This is a genomic window from Flavobacterium reichenbachii, assembly GCF_002217435.1.
GTDB classification, from domain to species: domain Bacteria; phylum Bacteroidota; class Bacteroidia; order Flavobacteriales; family Flavobacteriaceae; genus Flavobacterium; species Flavobacterium reichenbachii.
Genome location: NZ_MUHF01000001.1, coordinates 366978 through 390301, shown reverse-complemented (window position 1 = coordinate 390301; position 23324 = coordinate 366978). Strand labels below are relative to the sequence as shown.

Annotated in this window: 20 protein-coding genes; 10 read left to right on the top strand and 10 right to left on the bottom strand. The window is 33.8% G+C overall.

Features of this window, described 5'->3' with window-relative positions; genetic code table 11:
• Positions 1–15 precede the first annotated feature (15 nt).
• The 7 genes from porM to B0A68_RS01740 all read right to left on the bottom strand — a co-directional run bounded on the left by porM (position 16) and on the right by B0A68_RS01740 (position 9161).
• On the bottom strand, positions 16–1557 hold the full coding sequence (porM, locus tag B0A68_RS01770) for a type IX secretion system motor protein PorM/GldM (RefSeq protein WP_035685265.1): 1542 nt from the start codon (positions 1555–1557) through the stop codon (positions 16–18).
• 53 nt (positions 1558–1610) lie between these two features.
• A complete protein-coding gene (gene porL / locus B0A68_RS01765; RefSeq protein WP_035685268.1) occupies positions 1611–2258 on the bottom strand; it encodes a type IX secretion system motor protein PorL/GldL in 648 nt (215 codons plus the stop codon).
• 55 nt (positions 2259–2313) lie between these two features.
• A complete protein-coding gene (gene porK / locus B0A68_RS01760) occupies positions 2314–3714 on the bottom strand; it encodes a T9SS ring complex lipoprotein PorK/GldK (protein WP_035685271.1) in 1401 nt (466 codons plus the stop codon).
• Positions 3715–3976: 262 nt separating this feature from the next.
• Positions 3977–5128, bottom strand: a complete 1152-nt coding sequence (locus B0A68_RS01755) for a formimidoylglutamase (protein WP_035685274.1) — start codon at positions 5126–5128, stop codon at positions 3977–3979.
• 3 nt (positions 5129–5131) lie between these two features.
• Positions 5132–7648: a type I DNA topoisomerase gene (topA, locus tag B0A68_RS01750; protein WP_035685277.1), complete on the bottom strand. Its 2517-nt coding sequence runs from the start codon at positions 7646–7648 to the stop codon at positions 5132–5134.
• Between the two features lie 188 nt (positions 7649–7836).
• Entirely contained in the window at positions 7837–8265 is a 429-nt protein-coding gene (locus tag B0A68_RS01745; protein ID WP_035685280.1) for a hypothetical protein, read from the bottom strand.
• Positions 8262–9161, bottom strand: coding sequence for a hypothetical protein (locus B0A68_RS01740; protein ID WP_123947464.1), 900 nt, complete (start codon positions 9159–9161; stop codon positions 8262–8264). The genes B0A68_RS01745 and B0A68_RS01740 overlap by 4 nt, the downstream gene beginning before the upstream one ends.
• A 258-nt stretch (positions 9162–9419) precedes the next feature.
• Here B0A68_RS01740 and miaB point away from each other — a divergent pair, with 258 nt between their 5' ends.
• The 10 genes from miaB to B0A68_RS01690 all read left to right on the top strand — a co-directional run bounded on the left by miaB (position 9420) and on the right by B0A68_RS01690 (position 19525).
• Positions 9420–10865, top strand: a complete 1446-nt coding sequence (gene miaB / locus B0A68_RS01735; protein ID WP_035685284.1) for a tRNA (N6-isopentenyl adenosine(37)-C2)-methylthiotransferase MiaB — start codon at positions 9420–9422, stop codon at positions 10863–10865.
• Between the two features lie 46 nt (positions 10866–10911).
• Positions 10912–11286: a GxxExxY protein gene (locus B0A68_RS01730; RefSeq protein WP_035685286.1), complete on the top strand. Its 375-nt coding sequence runs from the start codon at positions 10912–10914 to the stop codon at positions 11284–11286.
• Positions 11287–11462: 176 nt separating this feature from the next.
• Entirely contained in the window at positions 11463–12719 is a 1257-nt protein-coding gene (locus B0A68_RS01725; RefSeq protein ID WP_035685288.1) for a sigma-54 interaction domain-containing protein, read from the top strand.
• A gap of 163 nt (positions 12720–12882) precedes the next feature.
• Positions 12883–13386, top strand: coding sequence for an LptE family protein (locus B0A68_RS01720; protein WP_035685290.1), 504 nt, complete (start codon positions 12883–12885; stop codon positions 13384–13386).
• Positions 13387–13479: 93 nt separating this feature from the next.
• On the top strand, positions 13480–15009 hold the full coding sequence (locus tag B0A68_RS01715; RefSeq protein WP_035685292.1) for a tetratricopeptide repeat protein: 1530 nt from the start codon (positions 13480–13482) through the stop codon (positions 15007–15009).
• A 3-nt stretch (positions 15010–15012) separates the two neighbouring features.
• Positions 15013–15354, top strand: coding sequence for a preprotein translocase subunit SecG (secG, locus tag B0A68_RS01710; RefSeq protein WP_035685294.1), 342 nt, complete (start codon positions 15013–15015; stop codon positions 15352–15354).
• A 139-nt stretch (positions 15355–15493) separates the two neighbouring features.
• Positions 15494–15769 carry a co-chaperone GroES gene (locus B0A68_RS01705; RefSeq protein ID WP_012023920.1) on the top strand — a complete coding sequence of 92 codons (276 nt, stop codon included), beginning with the start codon at positions 15494–15496 and terminating at the stop codon, positions 15767–15769.
• 83 nt (positions 15770–15852) lie between these two features.
• Positions 15853–16209, top strand: a complete 357-nt coding sequence (locus B0A68_RS01700) for a four helix bundle protein (protein ID WP_035685296.1) — start codon at positions 15853–15855, stop codon at positions 16207–16209.
• Between the two features lie 132 nt (positions 16210–16341).
• Entirely contained in the window at positions 16342–17970 is a 1629-nt protein-coding gene (gene groL / locus B0A68_RS01695; RefSeq protein ID WP_029273328.1) for a chaperonin GroEL, read from the top strand.
• A gap of 352 nt (positions 17971–18322) precedes the next feature.
• Entirely contained in the window at positions 18323–19525 is a 1203-nt protein-coding gene (locus B0A68_RS01690) for an alkaline phosphatase family protein (RefSeq protein WP_035685298.1), read from the top strand.
• A 178-nt stretch (positions 19526–19703) separates the two neighbouring features.
• Here B0A68_RS01690 and B0A68_RS01685 read toward each other — a convergent pair whose 3' ends face one another.
• The 3 genes from B0A68_RS01685 to B0A68_RS01675 all read right to left on the bottom strand — a co-directional run bounded on the left by B0A68_RS01685 (position 19704) and on the right by B0A68_RS01675 (position 23250).
• Entirely contained in the window at positions 19704–20543 is an 840-nt protein-coding gene (locus B0A68_RS01685; RefSeq protein WP_035685300.1) for an oxidoreductase, read from the bottom strand.
• Positions 20544–20631: 88 nt separating this feature from the next.
• Entirely contained in the window at positions 20632–21540 is a 909-nt protein-coding gene (locus tag B0A68_RS01680) for a helix-turn-helix domain-containing protein (protein ID WP_035685303.1), read from the bottom strand.
• A gap of 180 nt (positions 21541–21720) precedes the next feature.
• Positions 21721–23250, bottom strand: a complete 1530-nt coding sequence (locus B0A68_RS01675; protein WP_035685304.1) for a SulP family inorganic anion transporter — start codon at positions 23248–23250, stop codon at positions 21721–21723.
• Between the last annotated feature and the right edge of the window lie 74 nt (positions 23251–23324).

The following is a 23324-nucleotide window of genomic DNA, read 5'->3' as shown; positions in this document are numbered from 1 at the left end:
GTTTTACCTACTTTATTATTGTATTTCGTAAATTACCGGAGCAGTTCTTGGTAATAAATAACTACCAGCTCCAACAAGTTTAGTTTTAATTTCAGAAATAGTAACTTGGTCTCCTTTACCAGCTCTTGAAAGAACTTGTTTACATTGTGCATTCATTTTATTACCTGTAACAACAACTGTAGGCTGTCCAGCGATTTTCATATTGAATCCTACAACATCTAAACCAACTTCAAAATCAAAATCAAGTAATTTAGCACCAATAGTAGCAATTTCTAAGTTAGATTTAGGACCTTTAACAACTCCCATTTCACCTCTAATTGTACCTGTTGGACCAGGAATACCTTTAATTCTGAATGTTTTCTTATCTGTTACTTTATCTCCATTTGGCAAAGTACCTGTTACAGAAATTGTAGCTTCTGTACCTTGACCTGGACTCATGTTATATTTCCCTGGTTTTCCAGCAGAAGCTAATCCTGGAGCACTTGCAACAATTTTGTTGGCATCTACACCAGCGAATGATACAGAGATTGGGTTAACAACACCTCTATATACTACATTCATTTTGTCTGCAGAAATTGTAGCAGAGTTTGGTCTTGGAACAACAACGTATTTTCCAGCGAATTTTAACGGAATGTTTTTACCATCTTCTAAGAATGTAAATTGTCCATTAATATCTTGCTCTCCAACACCTCCAGCAGTTAATGAGATAACAGCTTGTCCGTTCACGATTTGACCAGGACCTTGGAAAGAAGTTGGTTTTGTATTTTCGTCATAACGACCTAAAACTACCTTACCAGTTACTTTTTCTCCTTGGAAATAAGCATTTTTATCTAAAACAACAATTGCTTGATAATTACTGTAAGAAGCAGCAGCAACCGCAGCTTTACCTAAAGCACTATTGTAAACATCAGTTTCTGCTTTTTTAACGTCATTCTGCCAAGCTGAAAGTTTTGCAGCCGTAGCAATTGCAGGGAAACCTTTGAAGTGATACGCTAAGTATTTTTCTTTTATACCTTCTTTGTTTTTTACATCAGAAACGTCAAATTTCTTTTCAATTTCCGCTATAATGTTAGCATATTTTTTATCTGTTCCTAAAGCAGCTTTTAAGTCTGCTTTGTATTTTTGAATTTTAGCGATAATTTCGTTACCTTTTTTAGTGTAACCGTCTCCTGTAAACCAGTCGTCGATATTATCTCCTCTATCCATTGCCTCGTAAGGTAATTTTCCAGTTTCTTTTTCTACTTCGAAACCTTTGATAGATTGAGTTTTTAAAGTTCCAATATAATCATAAAATTCTTTTGAGATCGATTCTACTTTATGAGCAGTAACTGCTGCAGTTGCGAATTCTCCTTTTGCTTCAGCAGCTTTTTGATCTAAAGATTGTAGTAATGAAGTATTTGTTTCAACTGAAGACGTATTTGATGCTTCGAATTTTTCATTCATCAAACCAAAAGCAGAAATAACTTCTTTTGAAACGTTCATTGCCAACATTGCGATGAAAACCAGATACATCAGGTTAATCATCTTCTGTCTAGGGGTTAATTTTCCTCCTGCCATTTTTTTCTAATTAGTTCTTATTAATAAATTTTAATATAATAGTCAAAAACTAATTATCCTTTGTTACTCATTGCAGAAAGCATACCACCGTAAACATTGTTTAAAGAAGCAATGTTTGCAGTCATAGATTGCATTTGCTCTTTTAATTTAGATGCATTATCAGCGATTTCTTTGTTAGCATCAGCATTTCTTGCTGCACTTTCTAACTGAACTTTATATAAACTGTTTAATGATTCCATTTGAGCAGCAGCCATAGATAATTCTTCGCTGTATTTTTTAGTAGAAGCGATAGAATCTACAGTAGGAGCAATTCCTTTAGCAGCTGATTCGAAGTTTTTAATGCTGTTTCCTAAGCTAGACATTAACTCACCGTCAATTTTAGCTTCTTTCAACATTACGTCTAATTTTTGAGATAATAAACCTTGAGCATCAGATGGCGCTTCAGCTTTTTCTTCTCTTTTTCTAGCTTGTCCATTAGCTAATTCTGGATAAACAAGAGTCCAGTCTAATTCTTCGTCAACAGGTTCGAAAGCAGAAAGCGCAAAAATTAACGCTTCAGTTAACAATCCTACTGAAAGCATAACAGTTCCTGTTAATGGTCCAATTTCAAAGTGAGTAATTTTGAATAACGCACCAACGATTACCACTGCCGCTCCCATACCATAAGCGAAATTCATTGCTTTTTTACTTAATAATGCCATAATACTTTTTTTTAGGTTTTAAAATAGATTTGTTGGATATTGATTTAATTATAATTTACTTTTTTCTTTTAGCTCCAGTTACCTGAGTTCCCATGTAATCTTGAACAGTTCTAAATCCGATATAACTTCTTGCAGAATCAGCATACTCGTGATCACGTGTACTTACTTGTAAGAAATAAGCAACATCTTTCCAAGAACCACCGCGAACTACTTTTCTTTGGTTTTTTCCATCAATAACGTTTGGATTCATTGTTGAAACATATTCGTATGCATTTGGATTGTAAGCTGAATCTGTCCATTCTGAAACGTTTCCTGCCATATTGTATAATCCGTATCCATTTACTTCGTATGATTTAGCTTCAACAGTGTATAAAGCTTCATCAGCTGCGTAATCCCCTCTGCTTGGTTTAAAGTTTGCTAAGAAACAACCTCTGTCACTTTTAGTGTAAGGACCTCCCCAAGGATAAGTAGCAGACTCCAGACCACCTCTGGCAGCGTATTCCCATTCTGCTTCAGTTGGTAATCTGAAAGCATTAACTAAATCACGTCCTTTTTTCTTTGATTTAATGTATGAGTTTTTATTTAACGTTCTCCAAGCACAAAAAGCTTTAGCTTGTTTCCAAGTAACACCTACTACAGGATAATCTCCATAAGCTTTGTGCCAGAAATAATCGTTATGCATTGGTTCATTATATGAATAAGCAAAATCTTTAATCCAAACTGCAGTATCAGGATATACTTTTACCTGCTCAGTTTTTACGAAATCACTTCTTTTTCCAACTTTAGCTTTTGCAGCTGCCTGAATATCCATCCAAGAATAACGGAATTTTAATTTATTCACATCAACTGTTCTTAATCCATTATAAGATTCTTCAATTGGCAAATACATAGAGTCCATTACTTCAGTGTAATACTCATCTGGATACGCTTTTGTATCTTTAACAAGTTTAACTTTTCTGTTTAATTTTCTTCCAGCATAAGGATCGTCTTTTGTACCAACACTATAGTAGTTATCGTACATATACTTATCGTAAGCTGTCATTTTTTCAGGATCTGAATCATTAAATGCATAATCAGCGATACTGCCGCCTTTTTTACCTTTAGCGTCTGGTGTTCCTTTCTGACCAGTTTCATCAGCCAAAATAGCTAGACGAACTCTCATTGTAGAGTCTTTTACCCACTCCACAAATTGACGGTACTCACTATTAGTGATCTCAGTCTCATCCATATAGAACGAACGAACTGTAACAGTTTTAGTAGGAGCATCTTCAACATTTGCTAAATCAGCATCTGCTTTACCCATAATAAAAGATCCACCTGGAACCAGAGTCATCCCATATGGTTTTTCGGGATGCCATTTCCCTCCTGTAACACCAACTAATTCACCTTTGTCTCCTGACTTACCACAGCCAATTACTAGTGTTAACATTGCTGCAAATGCAATAAACTTCTTCATATAAATTTGGATTATCTATTCATTATTAAAAGTCCGTAAACGTATTTATTATTTATCTAAAAAACAATACTACTTGCGAAATTTATTTTATCGGTCAAAAATAATGTTAAATAAAATAAAAAAAAAATATTTTGTCGACAAACTGATCCAAAAAATCGACGTAAAACGTTAAATTTTATCATTTATAAACCTTATCTTACTAATTAATTTTAACTTTTTTTGAAAAAAAATTGAAATTCTAAAATTCTTTAAAAATTTCAGACTATAAAGCGTTTTTTCTTTGCGCTTTCCACCATCTTTCCGGCAATTCTTGATTGCAAGCCGACAAATATTCATCATAAGAACACGGTAATAACGTGTTTCTTTTCAATTTATTGTGGCCGTTTGATTCGTACGGAATTTCAATCCACCAACGTTCTGTTTTATCACTTTTATAAAAAATAAGTTCTTCATCTTCCAATGGAACTATATATTTTAAATAGTTTGTTCTGCTTCCAAATGGATACTCTTTTGATCGGTAATGATAACCTTCTATAAAGTACCATACAATTTGAGCAATTATTGCCGATTCTCGTATTGTACTATTGTGATTAAAGATTCCAAAAGAAGATACTTTATCACTAATTCCTGCATATCTGGCCAAAGAACAAATCTCTTTTCCATCGAATCCATTCGGCTCAAACAAAATCGTATTTCCTGATTCTGAAGATTTTACCGAATTTAAATCTATAGAAACCAAATCAGCATCTCTAAAAACTGGTTCTGCTAATGCTATTTTATTTGAAATCTCACCTAAACGATAAGCATCAAAAAATAATTTTTCTATTAAATCAATTTCTTCCTGCGAATTGTAATAGGTCTGATATCCTATATTACAATAATTAAAAAGATTGTTTGGCTCGTCTATAATGATCTTTGTTAAGTAAGAATTTGCTGAAACTGATTCATTTTCCTTACCAAAATCAAATCTATTATCTACAGATACAAAATTCACCATCTGTTCAAGACTATCATATGCACGATACATCGCATAAGTTAAGTCTTGCGAACCTCCTAGAACTATAGGAATAATTTTATTCTTTATTAATACAGCGGTAACCTTCTGAAGTGCAAAATAGGTATCTTCTACAGAATCTCCTGCCAGAATATCACCTAAATCTGCTATAGAAGCATCCCAATTACCAGGAAACATGCTGTAAATCTTCTTACGAACAGCAGTAAGGTTAACTTCATTAACCATATTTATGTTTCTGCGGTCCTCTAAAACACCGACAATTGCAATGTTTATTTTGCTGATATCCGGAAATTGATCTTGGGTATGAAAGACAACCTTACTTCCCAGCTCTTGTGATGACAAGGAGCTGATGAATTTAAGCATTCCATCGTTAACCGGCTCTAGAAAATCAAATTCCATTTATTATTTCTTTTTTGCAGCTGTTTTTTTAGCTGGTGCTTTTTTAGTTGTCGCTGCTTTCTTTGCAGCTGTTTTTTTAACTGGAGTTTTTGCTGCAATCATTTCCTGAACTTGGGCCAAGGTCAATTTTGTCGCATCAACATCTTTACTTAATTCAATTTTGATTTTTCCTTTTAGAATAACAGAACGTCCCCATCTTGCTTTTTCAACAACAATGCCTTCATCTTCCCAGTTATGCAATACTTTATCAATGTTCTTCTGCAATTTATCTTCAATCAGTTCTTCAACATCGGATTGTGATAAATTATCAAAATTGTATTTTTTGCTCACATTTATAAAAAGACCGTTCCATTTAATGAAAGGACCAAAACGCCCTACACCTTTTTGAACACCTTCTCCTTTATATACTGCAATTGGCGCATCTGCTAAAGCTTTTTCATCAATTAATTCCTGAGCTCTTTCTTTAGAAACCCCAAGAGGATCTTCCCCTCGCGGCAAAGAGATAAAAACACTTCCGTGACGTACATAAGGACCATAACGACCATTATTTACTTCAACCTCTTCTCCTTTATATTCTCCTAAACTTTTAGGAAGTAAAAATAGGTTCAAAGCTTCTTCAAGTGTAATATTTCCTATATTCTGATCTGCCATTAAACTAGCAAACTTTTTATCTTCATCGTCTGCTTCTCCAATTTGAGCCATTGGTCCAAATTTTCCTAAACGAACAGATACTTGTCTACCGTCTGCATCTTTTCCTAAGATCCTTTCCCCGCTCTCACGTTCAGCATTTGCCTCAACTTCTTTTACATTTGGATGGAATTTATTATAAAACTCCTGCATCATTTTAGCCCAGTCAATATTTCCTTCTGCAATTTCGTCAAAATCCTGTTCTACTTTTGCCGTAAAGTTATAGTCTAAAATATTTCCGAAGTTCTTAACCAGGAAATCAGTAACAATAGTACCAATATCTGTTGGAACTAATTTTCCTTTGTCTGAACCTGTATTTTCTTTTAGCAGCTTCTCACCTACTTTACTATTTTGCAAAGTAAGTTGTGTATAATTACGTTCTACACCTTCTAGAGTTCCTTTTTCAACATAATTTCTATTGATAATAGTTGAAATTGTAGGTGCATAAGTTGACGGACGACCTATTCCAAGTTCCTCTAATTTCTTAACTAAAGAAGCCTCAGTATAGCGTGCCGGTGGTCTTGTATATCGTTCTGTGGCTGTAATATAATTATTAACCAGCTTTTCATTTACTTTTAATGCCGGAAGCATTCCTTCTTGCTCTTCCTCGTCATCATCATGTCCTTCTAAATAAACTTTAAGAAAACCTTCAAAAAGTAATACTTCTCCTGAAGCAGTAAAGATTTCGCTGTGATTATCTGCTTCGATCTTTACATTTGTTCTTTCTAACTGTGCGTCGCTCATTTGCGAAGCCAAAGTTCTTTTCCAGATCAAATCATATAAACGAGCCTGGTCACGATCAATATTTACGGTATGACGCGACATATCTGTCGGACGAATTGCTTCGTGCGCTTCTTGTGCTCCTTTGCTTTTGTTAGCAAAAGTTCTCGGTTTTGAGAATTCTTTTCCGTAAGATTTTATGATTTCAGCTTCGGCAGCACCCATTGCTTCTTTAGAAAGATTTACAGAGTCCGTTCTCATATAAGTTATAAGTCCCGCCTCGTATAAACGCTGTGCTAACTGCATTGTGATTCCAACCGGCAAATACAATTTTCTTGCAGCTTCCTGTTGCAGTGTAGAAGTTGTAAATGGTGCTGTTGGTGATTTTTTGGTAGGTTTAGTTTCTAAATCTGCTACCTTATATTTAGAACCGATGTTTTTATTCAAAAAATCTTCGGCTTCTTTTTTAGTATTGAAATTTTTTGGCAGTTTTGCTTTAAAAGATTTTCCTGCTTCGTTTACAAACTCTGCTACAATCGAATAACTTGCAATCGCACCAAAATTCTGAATTTCACGTTCTCTTTCGACAATCAAACGAACAGAAACAGATTGTACACGTCCGGCAGAAAGTCCGCCTTTAATTTTTCTCCATAAAACCGGAGATAATTCGTAACCTACTAAACGGTCTAAAACACGACGTGCTTGTTGAGCGTTTACTAAATTATAATCAATTTCTCTTGGATTCTCAATTGCTTTAAGAATCGCAGATTTTGTAATTTCGTGAAAAACAATTCTTTTGGTTTTTTTTATATCTAATTTTAATTCTTCCGCCAGATGCCATGAAATAGCCTCCCCCTCGCGGTCCTCATCACTTGCCAACCAAACCATTTCGGCATTCTTAGATAGTGTTTTAAGCTTACTTACTAAGGCTTTTTTATCTGGAGAAACTTCATATTTAGGTTTAAATCCATTTTCTACGTCTACTCCTATTTCCTTTGATGGTAAATCGGCTATGTGACCATAACTTGACTCCACCTGAAAATCGCTCCCTAGAAATTTCTCTATCGTTTTCGCCTTTGCAGGTGATTCCACTATTACTAAATTCTTTGCCATTGCTCTTATTTTCTGCAACAAAAGTATCTAATTTTTTTAAATATCAACCTCGCGAATGCATTTTTGAGTTATTTTAATATTATGTTTCTAAAAATTACAGATTTATCTGTAAACAGATGCATTATATATATAGGTATAATTTTTAAAGGTTTATAGCTAAATAATTATTCTTTTTTATAAGCAAAAAATTATTTTTCTCTCTCGCTTATTGACAAAACAATTGAAACTGTCAAACACATTATGCCAACATTCTTAGCAAATACTATAAAATCACTTAACCTGTCTATGTATTCATTAAATGTATACTGTTGATACGAAGGGAAATAATCGCCGTCATAGTTTAAAACAATCCAGAACAATACACAGATAACTATATAGGGAACTGCAAACCTAAAAAAGAAGTGAGGAGCTAGAAAGTTTTTTTCTTCTAATAATACGATGAGATAACAATACGGAATGGCAATTACGAAAAGTACAAGCGCAAATGCAAAATAAAATAATTCTTCTAGTCCTGCCCAAAGCCCGGAATGTATAACATCTTTAATAAAATACAAGTACTGAACTGCGACTAAAAAGGCTATAAACAACACTTTTTTAAAGGATGGTTTTATCTTCATTGCTGACGGTTTATTGCCTTTATTATATAATACCCCTCTCCATATTCGGCTAAAATCAAAGAGAAATTAATCTTTTCACTAGAATAATAAGTCAAAAACAAATCGCCATGTTCGCCGTTAAGGTCCATTTCTTGAAAAAATTTCAAGGTGTCTTTTTCTTTTATAAAATTAAAATATGCATTTACCTTCCACACCCACATATCTCTCCCTTTAAGTGCTGTTTTATGAAAATGATCCGCTTGAAGTAAGTGTGTATATTTGGTTTGATATGATTTTTCTTTTTCTTTACTTAAAGTTGTATAATCTGGTAAATCTAAGTCTTCACCATACAGTGCGTACCATTTTCCCTCAACTAAAAACACCGCTTTATCAATTTTATTCTCATAATTTTCACTGTCGTATTTCCAAAGCCTGTCATAATTAAAATAAGCTGTTGAAACTGCCTTATTACGAAGCTTGTCAAATTCTGTTTTTATTCTTTCAGGCTGCCAGCCGGCATCTGAATTTAGATCAGTATATTTATGTTTAAGTGTATCACCATCAATCATCCAACTACTATATTCATTTTCAGCTATCAAGTATCCATCTCTAATTCCTGAGTAATTTATATCAGGAATACTATCTACCAGCTTACCATTTTTATCCAGTTTATAATAAAAACTGTCCCCATTTGCACTAGGCCAAGCATTGGAATGCAAAACAACAAAATCGCTGTTTTCTACAAATATTGGTTCTCCAAAATAATCTTTGTCGTCCCAACTCCCTCTTAATTTTATAATTTCATAATTTAAAGATTTTACTGTCGTTTTCCTGAATTCTTTATAACTTTTATATTTAACAGGCAATTGAGGCTGATCGATATTATTTCTAAATAAATAAACGTAAAAAATATTCACAAAAAGAAATACTATTAAGAGCACTATAATAAGTATATTTTTTTTGTAAACATTCATCTTTAAATCTATTTTCTATCAAATTAAACGTTTCAAATTTAAATATTTTCCTTAATTAAACTTCTTTCTTTGAGATTTGATTGCAAATTACTTCCCACTCCTTTACAATAAATAAAATCTCAAAAAACATTGTTAATTCTTTATCTGACATCTTGTCATAATAATCAGTTTTGCGTTATCTTTGCACTTTGAAATTTTACAATGGAAAAGATTATTGAAGAAAGTAAACAAGGCGAAAGTCTTGTTTTAGAAAATAAACCTGAGAATACTAAAAAACTTTTTATAGAAAGTTACGGCTGTGCGATGAATTTTTCGGACAGCGAAGTTGTAGCTTCCATTTTATCTGAGGGAGGTTACAATACAACTTCAGTCTTAGAAGAAGCCGATTTGGTTTTGGTAAATACTTGTTCGATTCGAGATAAAGCCGAGCAGACTATTCGCAAGCGTTTAGAAAAATATAATGCCGTAAAACGAATTAATCCGAAAATGAAAGTGGGTGTTTTGGGCTGTATGGCCGAACGTTTAAAAAGTCAGTTTCTGGAGGAAGAAAAAATAGTGGATCTGGTTGTTGGCCCTGATGCATACAAAGATTTGCCAAATCTACTGTCTGAAGTTGAAGAAGGACGTGACGCGATCAATGTAATTTTATCTAAAGAAGAAACATACGGAGATATTTCGCCGGTTCGTTTGATGAGTAACGGAATCACAGCGTTGGTTTCGATCACGCGTGGCTGCGATAATATGTGTACGTTTTGCGTAGTTCCTTTTACACGCGGACGCGAGCGCAGTCGTGAACCTCAGAGCATCATGAAAGAAATTCAGGATTTGTGGGACAAAGGCTTTAAAGAAATTACACTTTTAGGTCAGAACGTTGACAGCTACCTTTGGTACGGCGGCGGTTTGAAAAAGGATTTCGTAAATGCTTCTGAAATGCAAAAAGCCACAGCGGTTGATTTTGATCAATTACTTGAAATGGTTGCGGTTGGTTTTCCTAAAATGCGTATTCGCTTTTCGACTTCAAATCCGCAGGATATGCACGAAAGTATTTTGCACGTTATTGCAAAATATCCAAATATCTGTAAACATATCCACCTTCCGGTTCAGTCTGGAAGTAATCGAATTTTAAAAGAAATGAATCGTTTGCATACTCGTGAAGAATATATGACTTTGATTGATAAAATCAGATCAATTGTTCCGAATGCATCGATTTCGCAGGATATGATTGCCGGATTCCCAACAGAAACCGAACAAGATCATCAAGATACAATGAGTTTGATGGAATATGTAAAATATAATTTTGGTTATATGTATTCGTATTCTGAACGCCCGGGAACTTTGGCAGGAAGAAAAATGGAAGATGATGTTCCGGAAGAAACCAAAGCAAGAAGATTACAGGAAATTGTCGATTTACAGCAAAAACACGCGTGGTTTAGAAGTGAGGAATTTGTGGGACAAATTGTTGAAGTTTTAGTTGAGAAAGTGTCTAAAAAATCAACTGAAGAATTCTCCGGAAGAAATTCTCAAAGCATAACAGTAGTTTTCCCAAAAGAAAATTATAAAATTGGAGATTTTGTAAACGTAAAAATAACAAGTTGCACTAGTGGAACTTTGAAAGGTGAAGCAGTTGGTTATTCTGAAATGAATTAATTTTTTTTTAACCTCAAATTTCACAAATTTTCACAAATTAAACTCCATGTCTGACTCGAACGAATATTATTACAAGAAAAACGAAAATTACAAGATTGTTGGAATATGTATGGAAGTACATAGATTATTAGGTCCTGGTTTACTTGAAATTATATATAAAGACGCATTAGAAATTGAATTTAAAAATCATCAAATTCCTTATCAACGAGAAAAGGAATTTTCAATTGAATATAAAGGAGTTATTTTACCTCATAAATTTTATGCTGATTTCATAGTTTATGATGATATAATATTAGAAGTGAAATCTGTGAAAGAAATTTGCAATGATCATCTCGCCCAAGCATTAAATTACATGAAACTTGCAGATACTCCAGTTGGAATAATTGCAAACTTTCAAAACAAATCACTAGTACATAAATGATTGATAAATTCTTAAAATGAATTTGCGCAAATTTGTGTAATTTGTGGTTTATTTAAAAATTCGTGCTAGTCATTTTAATCTGTGGCAAACTGATAAAAATATTATTTGTGGTTTTAAGACTCGTATACATTCCGTAACTTGAAACCTGAAACAAATAAAACTTGAAACAAAACTATATGGAAACAGTTCAAGCAATAAAACAACGATTTGAGATTATTGGAAATGATCCAAAATTAAATCGTGCCATCGAAAAAGCCATTCAGGTTGCGCCTACTGATATTTCGGTAATGGTAACTGGGGAAAGTGGTGTTGGTAAAGAAAATATTCCAAGAATAATCCATTCGCTTTCGCACAGAAAGCATGGAAAATATATTGCTGTAAACTGTGGTGCAATTCCGGAAGGAACTATTGACAGTGAGCTTTTTGGACACGAAAAAGGTGCTTTTACTGGAGCTACAAGCACGCGTGAAGGGTATTTTGAAGTAGCCGACGGCGGAACAATTTTTTTGGACGAAGTTGGCGAATTACCCTTAACAACTCAGGTACGTTTACTTCGCGTTCTCGAAAACGGTGAATTTATAAAAGTTGGTTCGTCTCAGGTTCAGAAAACTAATGTGAGAATTGTTGCTGCTACAAACGTAAATTTATTTAATGCAATCGAAAAAGGCAAGTTTCGTGAGGATTTGTACTATCGTTTAACGACAGTAGAAATCACACTGCCGCCTTTACGCGAAAGAAATGATGATATTCATTTGCTATTTAGAAAATTTGTTGCCGATTTTGCTCACAAATATAAAATGCCTCCGTTGAAACTGGATGATGATGCTGTACAGCTTTTGCAAAAATTTAGATGGAATGGAAATATTCGTCAATTGCGAAATGTAGCTGAACAAATTTCTGTTTTAGAAACCAATCGTGACATTTCTTTATCTACTTTACAATCTTATCTTCCTGCCGAAGGAACAAATTTGCCTTCTGTAATTAGTGATAAGAAAAAAGAAAGTGATTTTAGTACAGAAAGAGACATACTATATAAAGTGCTTTTTGATATGAAAAGTGACCTGAACGATTTGAAAAAACTGACATTAGAATTAATGAAAAACGGTTCGTCAAAAGTGCAGGATATTAATCCAAATTTAATTCAGAAAATATACGGGTCTCAGGAAAACGACAGCGAAATAGATTTTGAAGAAGAGCCAAGAACTGCTGTAATGACTCCCGCAGTACGCGAGGAAAATTATCAGATTCAAGATGATAATTATCTATTTGCAGAAACAATCGAAGAAGAAGAGATTTTACGTCTGGAACAAAAAGAAATCGAAATGATCAAAAAATCATTAGAAAAAAACAAAGGAAAACGTAAAGCAGCTGCAGACGAGTTGGGTATATCTGAAAGAACATTATATCGAAAAATCAAACAATTCGATTTATAAAATAAAAGAAAATTCCAAAAATAAATTCCAAATTGCCTCTCCAGTTCGCCAGCTCTAGTGTCCAAATTAGTATATTTGAAAAAAAATAGAATTTAGAGTTTAAGACTTGAATTTTCTAGAGAATTAGAATTTAAAAACATTGGAATTTTCACCAAAACATCTTATGAAAAAAATATATTATTTATTCGGTTTTATCAGTCTGTTTATGTTAAGCGGGTGCTCGGTGTACAACTTTACAGGAACAACACCAATTGATGCCAAAACTTTTCAGGTCAACTTTTTCCATAACAATGCCGACTTGATTGAGCCTGGAATTGACAGAACTTTTACTCTTGCTCTCCAAGATCTAATTCAAGGTCAGACTAACCTGAACTTAGTAAGCAATGGAGGTGATCTAATTTATGACGGTGAAATCGTAGATTACAGAACTACTCCAATGACTGCAACTGCAGATCAGCAGGCTTTTCAGAACCGTTTATCCATTCGTATTGCTGTTAGATTTACCAATAAAAAGAAAGAGGCAGATGATTTTGAGAAAACTTATGAATTTTATTATGACTTTGCAGGAACCGGTCTTCCAACCGGAACGATTTTAAATGAAGCAATTAAAACCATTTATGATCGAATCACGCAAGACATCTTTAATGATTCATTAGCAAAATGGTAGAAGTTTATTTGTTGGATCGGTTATTTTTTTAATCGATTTCACTAAAACAATTAGACAGTTAAACAAATAAACGATTAAACAAAAGATTAAATAATGAATGTAACTGATTATAACTACTTAATGAACAAACCCGATGCTATTACAGAAAAGCAGACGGAAGCATTAGGAAGTGTTTTGAATGAATTTCCTTATTTTCAAAGTGCCAGAGCACTAAGATTGAAAGGGCTTTACAATCAAAATAGCTTTAAGTATAATTATGCTCTAAAAGTTACAGCCGCTCATACGGCAGATCGCTCTGTTTTATTTGACTTTATAACTTCTGAAAGTTTTACCTCGATTCAGGAGAAATATTACGATCAAAAACTTAAAGATCTTTTACAAATTAATGTTGTAGACAGTGAAGTAATTTTACCTGCTGCAACTGCCAGAGCTGCCGAAGTTAGAATTGACCCTATCGAAAAATCTATTTTAGATTCTATAAAAGAAGCCACAACAGTAACTTTTGAAAGATCTGTAAAAACAGAAGAACCTAAAATTGAAACTGTTATTGAACAGCCTTCTGTAGAAAATACACCTAAAATTGAAACTGTTATTTTTGATGAAGTATTAAAAACGGAAGAAACTGAAACGGAAACCGCTGCTGATAATCCAGTTTTAGATGCTATAAATAAAATAGAAGCGGTTACTTTTGAAGAATCGGTAAAAATTGAAGAACCAATTATACCCGAAATTGATCAGTCAATTTTAGATTCTATCAAGAAAATTGAATCTATCACTTTTGAAGAACCTTCGAAAATCGAAGAAAATAAAATTGATCCTTTTATTGAGGAATCTATCTTAGATTCTATCAAAAAAATCGAATCTGTTACTTTTGAAGAACCTGTAAAAATAGAATCTAAAATAGAGCCTATAATAGATCAGTCTGTTTTGGATGCTGTACATACTATTGAATCTGTTACTTTTGAGGAACCTGTAGAAATTGAGGAACCAAAAATCGAGGAACACATTCTAATCGAAACAGAAAAACCTGCGGAAGAACCTATTTTAATTCCTGAAGCTAGAATTGATCCTATCGAAGAATCTTTAATAACTTCAATAAAAGAAGCCGAAACAGTAGTTTTTGATGAAGCTCCGGAAGAAGTTAAACAAGAGGAAAGCTCAGAATCTGTAAAAAATGCAATAGAGCATCTTGAAATAGGAAAACCATTAGATTTTTCTGCTAATGAAAAACATTCGTTTCAAGAGTGGCTGCAATTGGCTCGTACAGAACCTATCGACAGAACAAACGAAACTTCTGAAGAGGTAAAAAAAAACGAAGCTGATGACGAGGAAGAAAGAAAGAAAAAGGCAGAAATCATCGATAAATTCATTGAAACAAATCCAAAAATTTCTCCAATAAAACCAACCGGAATAAATCCTACGGTATTAATTGATATCAACAAGGAAGATAATTCTTACTTAATGACCGAGACGTTAGCCAGAGTATATTTAGAACAAAAGAAATATACAAAAGCGATACAAGCATATGAAATATTAATTTTGAAATATCCAGAAAAAATTAGTTTCTTTGCAGACCGTATTTCGGATATAAGGATTTTACAACAAAATAACAATAATAATTAAACAATGAGCACATTTTCAATTTTCTTAGTTTTAATCACAATAGTTTGCTTTCTATTGATCGTAGTAATTATGGTACAAAACCCTAAAGGAGGCGGATTATCGTCTACTATCAGCGGAACACAAATGCTGGGTGGTGTACAAAAAACAACAGACTTTTTAGATAAAAGTACTTGGACTTTAGCTACTATTTTGATTGCTTTAATTTTACTTTCAAGCTTAAGCTTCACAGGATCATTAAGCGATACAGATTCTAAACTTATTGAAAAAACTGATGCGCCTGCAACAAACGCACCAGTAGCTCCAGCACAACAAACTCCTGCTCCGGCAGCACCTGCAGCAAAATAATCTATTTAATATAAATTGAAATGCCAGCCTGTCAAAGCTGGCATTTTTTTTAGGAAATAATGTCAGTTAAAACAGCATGGCACAATTTCTGAAAGCTAATTGAACATAAAAAACGTATAACTTATAATAATATAAAATCATGGCCTTAAACATTAAACCGCTTTCAGATCGCGTACTTATTGAGCCTGTTGCAGCTGAAACCAAAACTGCCTCAGGTATTTTTATTCCTGATACTGCCAAAGAAAAACCACAAAAAGGAACTGTAGTAGCAGTAGGAAACGGATCTAAAGATCACACTATGACCGTAAAAGTTGGTGATACTGTACTTTACGGTAAATATGCAGGAACAGAATTAAAATTAGAAGGAACTGATTATTTGATCATGCGTGAGGATGATATTCTTGCGATAATCTAAATTTGCTGTAAGCTTTAAGCCGTAAGCTATAGGCCTCCAACAAAAAGCTTAAAGCATATTGCCTAAAGCATAAAGCCAAAAAAATGAGAGATTTTAAAAAATATGATATTTGGCAGCTAAGTCATTCTTTTACTCTAGAAATCTATAAAACAACTTTCAATTTTCCGAAAGAAGAATTATATGGATTAACAAGCCAGATTAGGAGAGCATCTTCATCAATTCCAACTAATATTAGTGAAGGATGCGGAAGAAATAGCGACAAAGAATTCAATCAATTTCTCAACATAGCTTTAGGTTCTGCAAATGAAACAGAATATCTTTTGATTTTAACTAAAGATTTGCAATACCTTAATAATGAAATTGCAGAGAATCTAATAGAAAAAATCAATAGTATAAAAAGCAAAATTTATAAATTAAAACAAGTACTAATACAGCAATAGGCTGTAAGCAATAAGCAATGAGCTTCAACTGAACTTAACGCCTATTGCCTAAAGCTTAAAGCTTAACAAAAAAATTAACTCAGCAGTAGAAAGCCTAAAGCTTAAAGCCTACTGCCTAAAGCAAATAAAAAAATGGCAAAAGATATAAAATTTGATATTGAAGCACGTGACGGTTTAAAACGTGGTGTTGATGCATTAGCAAATGCTGTAAAAGTAACTCTTGGACCAAAAGGTCGTAATGTAATTATCGGAAAATCATTTGGTGGACCAACCGTTACTAAAGATGGTGTTTCTGTTGCAAAAGAAATCGAATTAAAAGACCCATTAGAAAATATGGGCGCGCAAATGGTGAAAGAAGTTGCTTCTAAAACCAATGATTTAGCGGGTGACGGAACTACAACTGCTACAGTTTTAGCTCAGGCAATCGTAAAAGAAGGTCTTAAAAACGTTGCTGCAGGTGCAAATCCAATGGATTTGAAACGCGGTATTGATAAAGCTGTTGAAGCTATCGTTGCTGACTTGGCAAAACAAGCTAAAGTAGTTGGAAGTGATTCTGATAAAATCAAACAAATTGCTTCTATCTCTGCAAATAACGATGAAGTTATTGGTGAGTTAATCGCTACAGCTTTTGCAAAAGTAGGTAAAGAAGGTGTTATTACGGTTGAAGAAGCTAAAGGAACTGACACTTTCGTGGATGTTGTTGAAGGTATGCAGTTTGACAGAGGATATCTTTCTCCTTACTTCGTAACAAACCCTGAGAAAATGGAAGTTGAATTAGATTCTCCATACATCTTATTATACGACAAAAAAGTTTCTTCTTTAAAAGAATTACTTCCAGTTTTAGAGCCAGTTGCTCAATCAGGAAAACCATTATTAATTATTGCTGAAGATGTTGACGGAGAAGCTCTTTCTACATTAGTAGTAAATAAATTAAGAGGAGCTCTTAAAATTGCTGCTGTAAAAGCTCCAGGCTTTGGAGACAGAAGAAAAGCAATGTTAGAAGATATCGCAATCTTAACTGGCGGAACTGTAATTTCTGAAGAAAGAGGTTATACTCTTGAAAACACAACTATCGAAATGTTAGGAACTGCAAAAAGAGTTTCTATTGATAAAGATAACACTACAATTGTAAGCGGTGCTGGTGAAGCTGACATTATCAAAAACAGAGTAAACCAAATTAAAGGTCAGATGGAAACTACTACATCTGATTATGATAAAGAAAAACTGCAGGAACGTTTGGCTAAATTGGCTGGTGGTGTTGCTGTTCTTTATGTTGGTGCTGCTTCTGAAGTTGAAATGAAAGAGAAAAAAGACAGAGTTGATGATGCATTGCATGCAACTCGTGCTGCTGTTGAAGAAGGAATTGTTGCTGGTGGTGGTGTTGCTTTATTAAGAGCAAAAGCAGCTTTAGCAGATCTTAAAGCTGATAATGCTGACGAGGCAACTGGAATCCAGATTGTATCTCGCGCTGTAGAATCTCCATTAAGAACTATTGTTGAAAATGCAGGTCTTGAAGGTTCTGTAGTAGTAGCAAAAGTAGGTGAAGGTTCAGGAGATTTTGGATACAATGCCAAAACTGACGAATATGTAGACATGCTAAAAGCTGGAATTATCGATCCTAAAAAAGTAACTCGTGTAGCGTTAGAAAATGCTGCGTCTGTTGCCGGAATGATCCTTACTACAGAATGTGCATTAATTGATATTAAAGAAGAAAGCGCTGGCGGAATGCCAATGGGTGGCGGTATGCCAGGAATGATGTAATCACTCTTACTTCTTAAACTATAAACGCCAGATCTATGTCTGGCGTTTTTTTTGCCACAAATTACACGAATTTTCACGAATTATTTTTTTCTAATCTTTATATATATTTTCTTCTAGCCACAGATTAAAGGATTACAAAGATTTTTCTTTCCCGCAAATTTCACAAATCACCGCAAATTATTTCCCTAGGTACTCTGCTTAAAAATTTGTGCTAATTTGTGAAATTTGTGGTAACCTTTTTTCACACAAAGCATTCGTGAAATTCGTGGCAAACTTTCACTTAGTTTAACATTCTCTTTTTTATTAAAAAATCGTTTATTAATACCTTTGCAGTTCTACTTAAAATTGCAAAATGAGAAAATTCACAACTCAACTATTATCTTTCACATTCCTTTTTTCTGCATCAATCTTATATTCTCAATCTAACAAAAATGCCTACGTAGTTTTAGTTTCTATGGATGGATTTCGTTGGGATTATGGCAAGCAATTTAACCTTCCAAATCTGAAGAAGATTGAAAAAAAAGGTGTTCATGCAAAATCAATGAAACCTTCATATCCAACTAAAACATTTCCAAACCATTATGCTATTGTCACTGGACTTTATCCTGATCATCACGGAATTATTAATAATGTTTTTTATGATGACTCATTAAAAGAATCATTTTCTTTGTCTAGTAATGCTAAAAATGATTCGAGATTTTATGGAGGAAATCCGATTTGGAATCTAGCAGAACAGCAAGGTGTAAAAACGGCATCTTTCTTCTGGCCGGGTTCTGATATTGATCAAAGAAATCCAAGTTATTTTAAAACATATGACAATAAAATTCCATACGGATCCAGAATTGATACAGTGCTAAAATGGCTGAAACTTCCTGAAAAGCAAAGACCTCATCTCGTTACTTTATATTTTGATGAACCTGATCATACCGGACATAATTTTGGTCCGCTTTCTCCAGAAAACAAAAAAATGGTTATCAAAATGGATTCTATTATGGGTGAATTATCCCGAAGATTAGACCAGTTGTCTATTGGAAAACAAATCAATTTAATTATAGTTTCAGACCACGGAATGGCTGATATCAGCAATGGTAAAAAAGTTGCTGTTTTGGATTATCTAAAACCAGAATGGCTGGGTTATAAAGAGATAATTAATCCAATTATGAGTCTTCAGGCAAAAACAGGATTTCAGGATTCAATAGCAAAGGCATTAAAAAAAGTGTCGCATATTAAGTTCTGGAGATCTGCTGAAGTCCCAAAAAGATTGCATTATGGAACAAATCCGCGTGTACACGATTTTGTTATTGAAGCTGAAAAAGGATATAGTTTAGTAAGCAAAGAAAGTACACACATAAAAGGCGGTACGCACGGTTATGACAACAATGAAAAAGATATGCATGCTATTTTTTATGCAAAAGGTCCAGTTTTTAAAGTTGACAAAACAGTTAATACCTTTCAAAATGTTTCAGTTTATCCTTTGATTGCACATATTTTAGGTTTGCAGATTGAGAAAGTTGATGGGAAATTGAGCGATGTTAAATTGGCTTTGGTTAATTAGAAAATGTGTCAATTAGAAAATTTGATAATGAGAGAATGAGATAATTATTTTAAATCATTAGTAAACCCGACACGTTTTTAAAACCTGTCGGGTTTACTTTCTATAGAATTCTGTATAAGCAATTATCAAATTTTCTAATTGACACATTCCCTAATTGACACATTCTCTGATTACCAAATTAAAACCCAGTCGAAACAGAGACTTCTTTCCATTGTTCCAATTCTTTTTGAACATTTTCTATTTTTACATTTGCCATATCATAAGCATCTTGTCCTAAGAATAAGTGCATCGCTGGATTTTCTTCTGTGCTCATTTTGATTAAAGCATCTGCTAATTTTTCTGGATCTCCGGGTTGATTTCCGTTAATAGATTCTTTGTGTGCGCTTTCAGATTCTCTCACTTCTTTGTAGTCCGTAATTGGATTTTGCGGTAAAACTAAAGAGCTGTCGGTTAAGAAATCAGTTCTAAAATATCCTGGATAGACCAACGTTACATTCACTCCAAAACGTTTTACTTCTGCCGCCAAAGATTCTGTTAAACCAGAAACAGCAAATTTTGTAGAGCAATAAATGCCCCAGCCCGGGAAACCACCATTATATCCAGCGATAGAAGAAATATTAAAAATATGCCCTGATTGGTTGGCACGCATGTACGGCATTGTGTTTCTGATGACATTTAACAAGCCGAAAACATTGACATCATAATTTTTTCTTGATTCTTGGTCTGTTAATTCTTCTAATGTTCCAAGTAAACCGTAACCTGCATTATTTACTAAAACATCGATTGTTTTAAAATGACTTATTGTAATTTCAATGGCATTTTTGACGCTTTTTTCATTCGTCAAATCCATTTCTAATGGAAGGAAATTTTCAGAAGGGCTTCCTAATACTTTTATTAATCCTGCTTCACTTCTTGATGTTGCAGCGACTCTTTGGCCTTGAGCCAATAATTTTTGAGCTAATAGTAATCCAATACCTTTTGATGCTCCTGTGATAAACCAAACTTTGTTATTGTCCATGATTTTATTTTTAAATTAAATGATGGTACAAAGATATGTCGGAAATAGAAGATAAAAATTAAAGCAATCAAATCAGAAGTTACGAAAATCAAACAATTTCGGTTACGCGATATGTTTTTGGCGAAACTTGTACATTTTTCTTGAAAAAATTAATAAAATGAGATAATTCTTCAAAGCCCAAACACCAGGCAATTTCGTTAATATTCCAATTGGTTTGTTTCAGTAAAATCATGGCCTCCTGAACAATTCTTTCAGAAATAATCTGCGAAGTAGTTTTTCCGGTGGTTTCTTTTAAGGCTTTATTCAAATGATTTACATGAACATTTAACTGACTTGCATAATCTGAAGGCGAGCGAAAATTGACTTGCTGGGAAATTGATTCTATCGGAAACTGGCGTTCTAACAATTCTAAAAACAAAGAAGAAATTCTAATTGTAGCATTTGACTTACTGTATAATGAAGTAGTTACAGTTTGTGTTTTTAATGCTAAGTGAATAATTTCGAAAACTAAGTTTCGAAGTACATCATATTTAAAAGCGTAATCAGAATTGATTTCATCAAACATTTTTAAATAAACCACTTTTAGCGATTCGGCCAATTCTCTTGAAATAGGCACAATCGGATTTCCACCGGGCTGAAATAAAGGATATTCTTTTAAATGTCCATATTGGCTAAAAAAGGCATCCGTAAAAATGCAGAAAAAACCGGTTTGATTCTCGTCAATCTGTTCCCAATTGTAGGGAATCTGCGGATTTGCAAAAAATAAAGCCTGATCTTCAATCTCGACAATTTTATCTGCGTAATGCACTTTATTTTTTCCGATGATTAAACTAATCTTATAAAAGTCTTTTCGGGTGTAAGGAAATGGTTTACAGGTATTCCCAACAAAATCATCGAGTTTAAAAACATTAAAATGTCCGATCTCTTTTCTAAGATTCTCGGGCATTCCATTTACTTTGATTGTGTAAAAATCTTCTAGAGTTTCTGTCAGCTTCATTTTACAAAGTTACAAAAATCAATCTTTACAATTAGATAATTTGTCAATTTGGTAATTAGATAATGATATTGATTGTCTGTATACGCAGTAAATTCAACAAGTTTTAAAAACTGCCGGATTACCACATCAATTATCTAATTGACACATTATCTAATTTTCTAATTGACAAATTATCTAATTCTAAGAAACCACTTTATAAGTAGGATCTTCAATAATATTTACTTTAATAACTGCATCGGCATTTTTGAGTAATTGCCTGCAGTCTTCGCTTAAATGTTTTAATTCGACAACCTTATTTAACTGATTGTATTTTTTAGTCAGATTATTTAAAGCTTCAATCGCCGACATGTCGGAAACGCGGCTTTCTTTAAAATCTATAATGACATGAATTGGATCATTCTGAATATCAAATTTTTCAAAAAAAGCAGCTATCGAACCGAAAAATAATGGTCCGTAAATTTCATAATGTTTTATCCCATTCTCATCTATAAAATGTCTAGCACGGATTCTTTTAGCACTTTCCCAGGCAAAAACCAAAGCCGAAATAATCACACCAATCAGAACTGCCAAAGCCAGATTATGCAATAAGATGGTGACTACAGCTACCAAAATCCCAACAAAAATATCATGTCTCGGCATTTTATTAATAACTTTAAAACTCGCCCATTCAAAAGTAGTAATGGCCACCATCATCATTACACCAACCAAAGCAGCCATGGGTAATTTTCCAATTACAGGCGCTCCAAAAAGTATAATTATCAGAATGGTCAGCGAAGCAATAATCCCGGAAAGTCTGGCTCTGGAACCCGCACCAAGATTGACTAAAGTCTGGGCAATCATCGGGCATCCGCCCATTCCAAAAAAGAAACCGTTTAAAATATTAGATCCACCTTGTGCAATACATTCTCTGTTACTGTTACCGCGTGTTCCGGTAATTTCATCGACTAAATTCAGCGTAAGCAAACCTTCTGTAAGACCAACTGCCGCAACGATTACTGAATACGGAAATATAATTTTGAATGTTTCAAATGAAATTGGAATATTAGGAATATGAAAAGGAGGAAATCCGCCTTGAACAGACGCAATATCCTGAACTGTTTTGGTATCAATATTAAAAACTAAAACAAGGGCAAAAACCACCATAATGGCGACCAAAGATGCCGGAACTGCTTTTGTGATTTTAGGAAAAAGTAATACAATGCCAATTGTAAGCAAAACCAACCCCAGCATAATATAAAGAGGAGTTCCTGTAAGCCACGTTATTTGTCCGTTTACAATAGTTTTAAACTGCTCCAATTGCGACATAAAAATCACAACGGCAAGTCCGTTTACAAAACCAAACATAACAGGCTGAGGCACTAATCTGATAAATTTTCCGAGTTTAAAAAGTCCGATACATATTTGTACAACGCCGCCAAGGGCTACGGCTGCAAAAACATATTCTATACCGTGCGACTTCATCAGCGCAATTAATACAATAACTGTTGCGCCTGCACCGCCGGAAATCATTCCGGGTCTGCCTCCAAAAACTGCAGTTACCAAACCGGCTATAAAGGCCGCATATAAACCAACCAAAGGCGGAAACCCTGCCAAAATAGCAAATGATAATGACTCAGGAATCATTGTCATTGCGACAGTCAGACCAGCTAAAATTTCGTTTTTGTAGTTGACTTTTTGAGTAAAATCAAAGAGTTGGAGCATTTTTTTCATAAGAGCACAAAATTAAAAAATAATGCGCACAATCCTAAGACACTTTTAAAACTGTTCCAACAACAGTAAAAAGC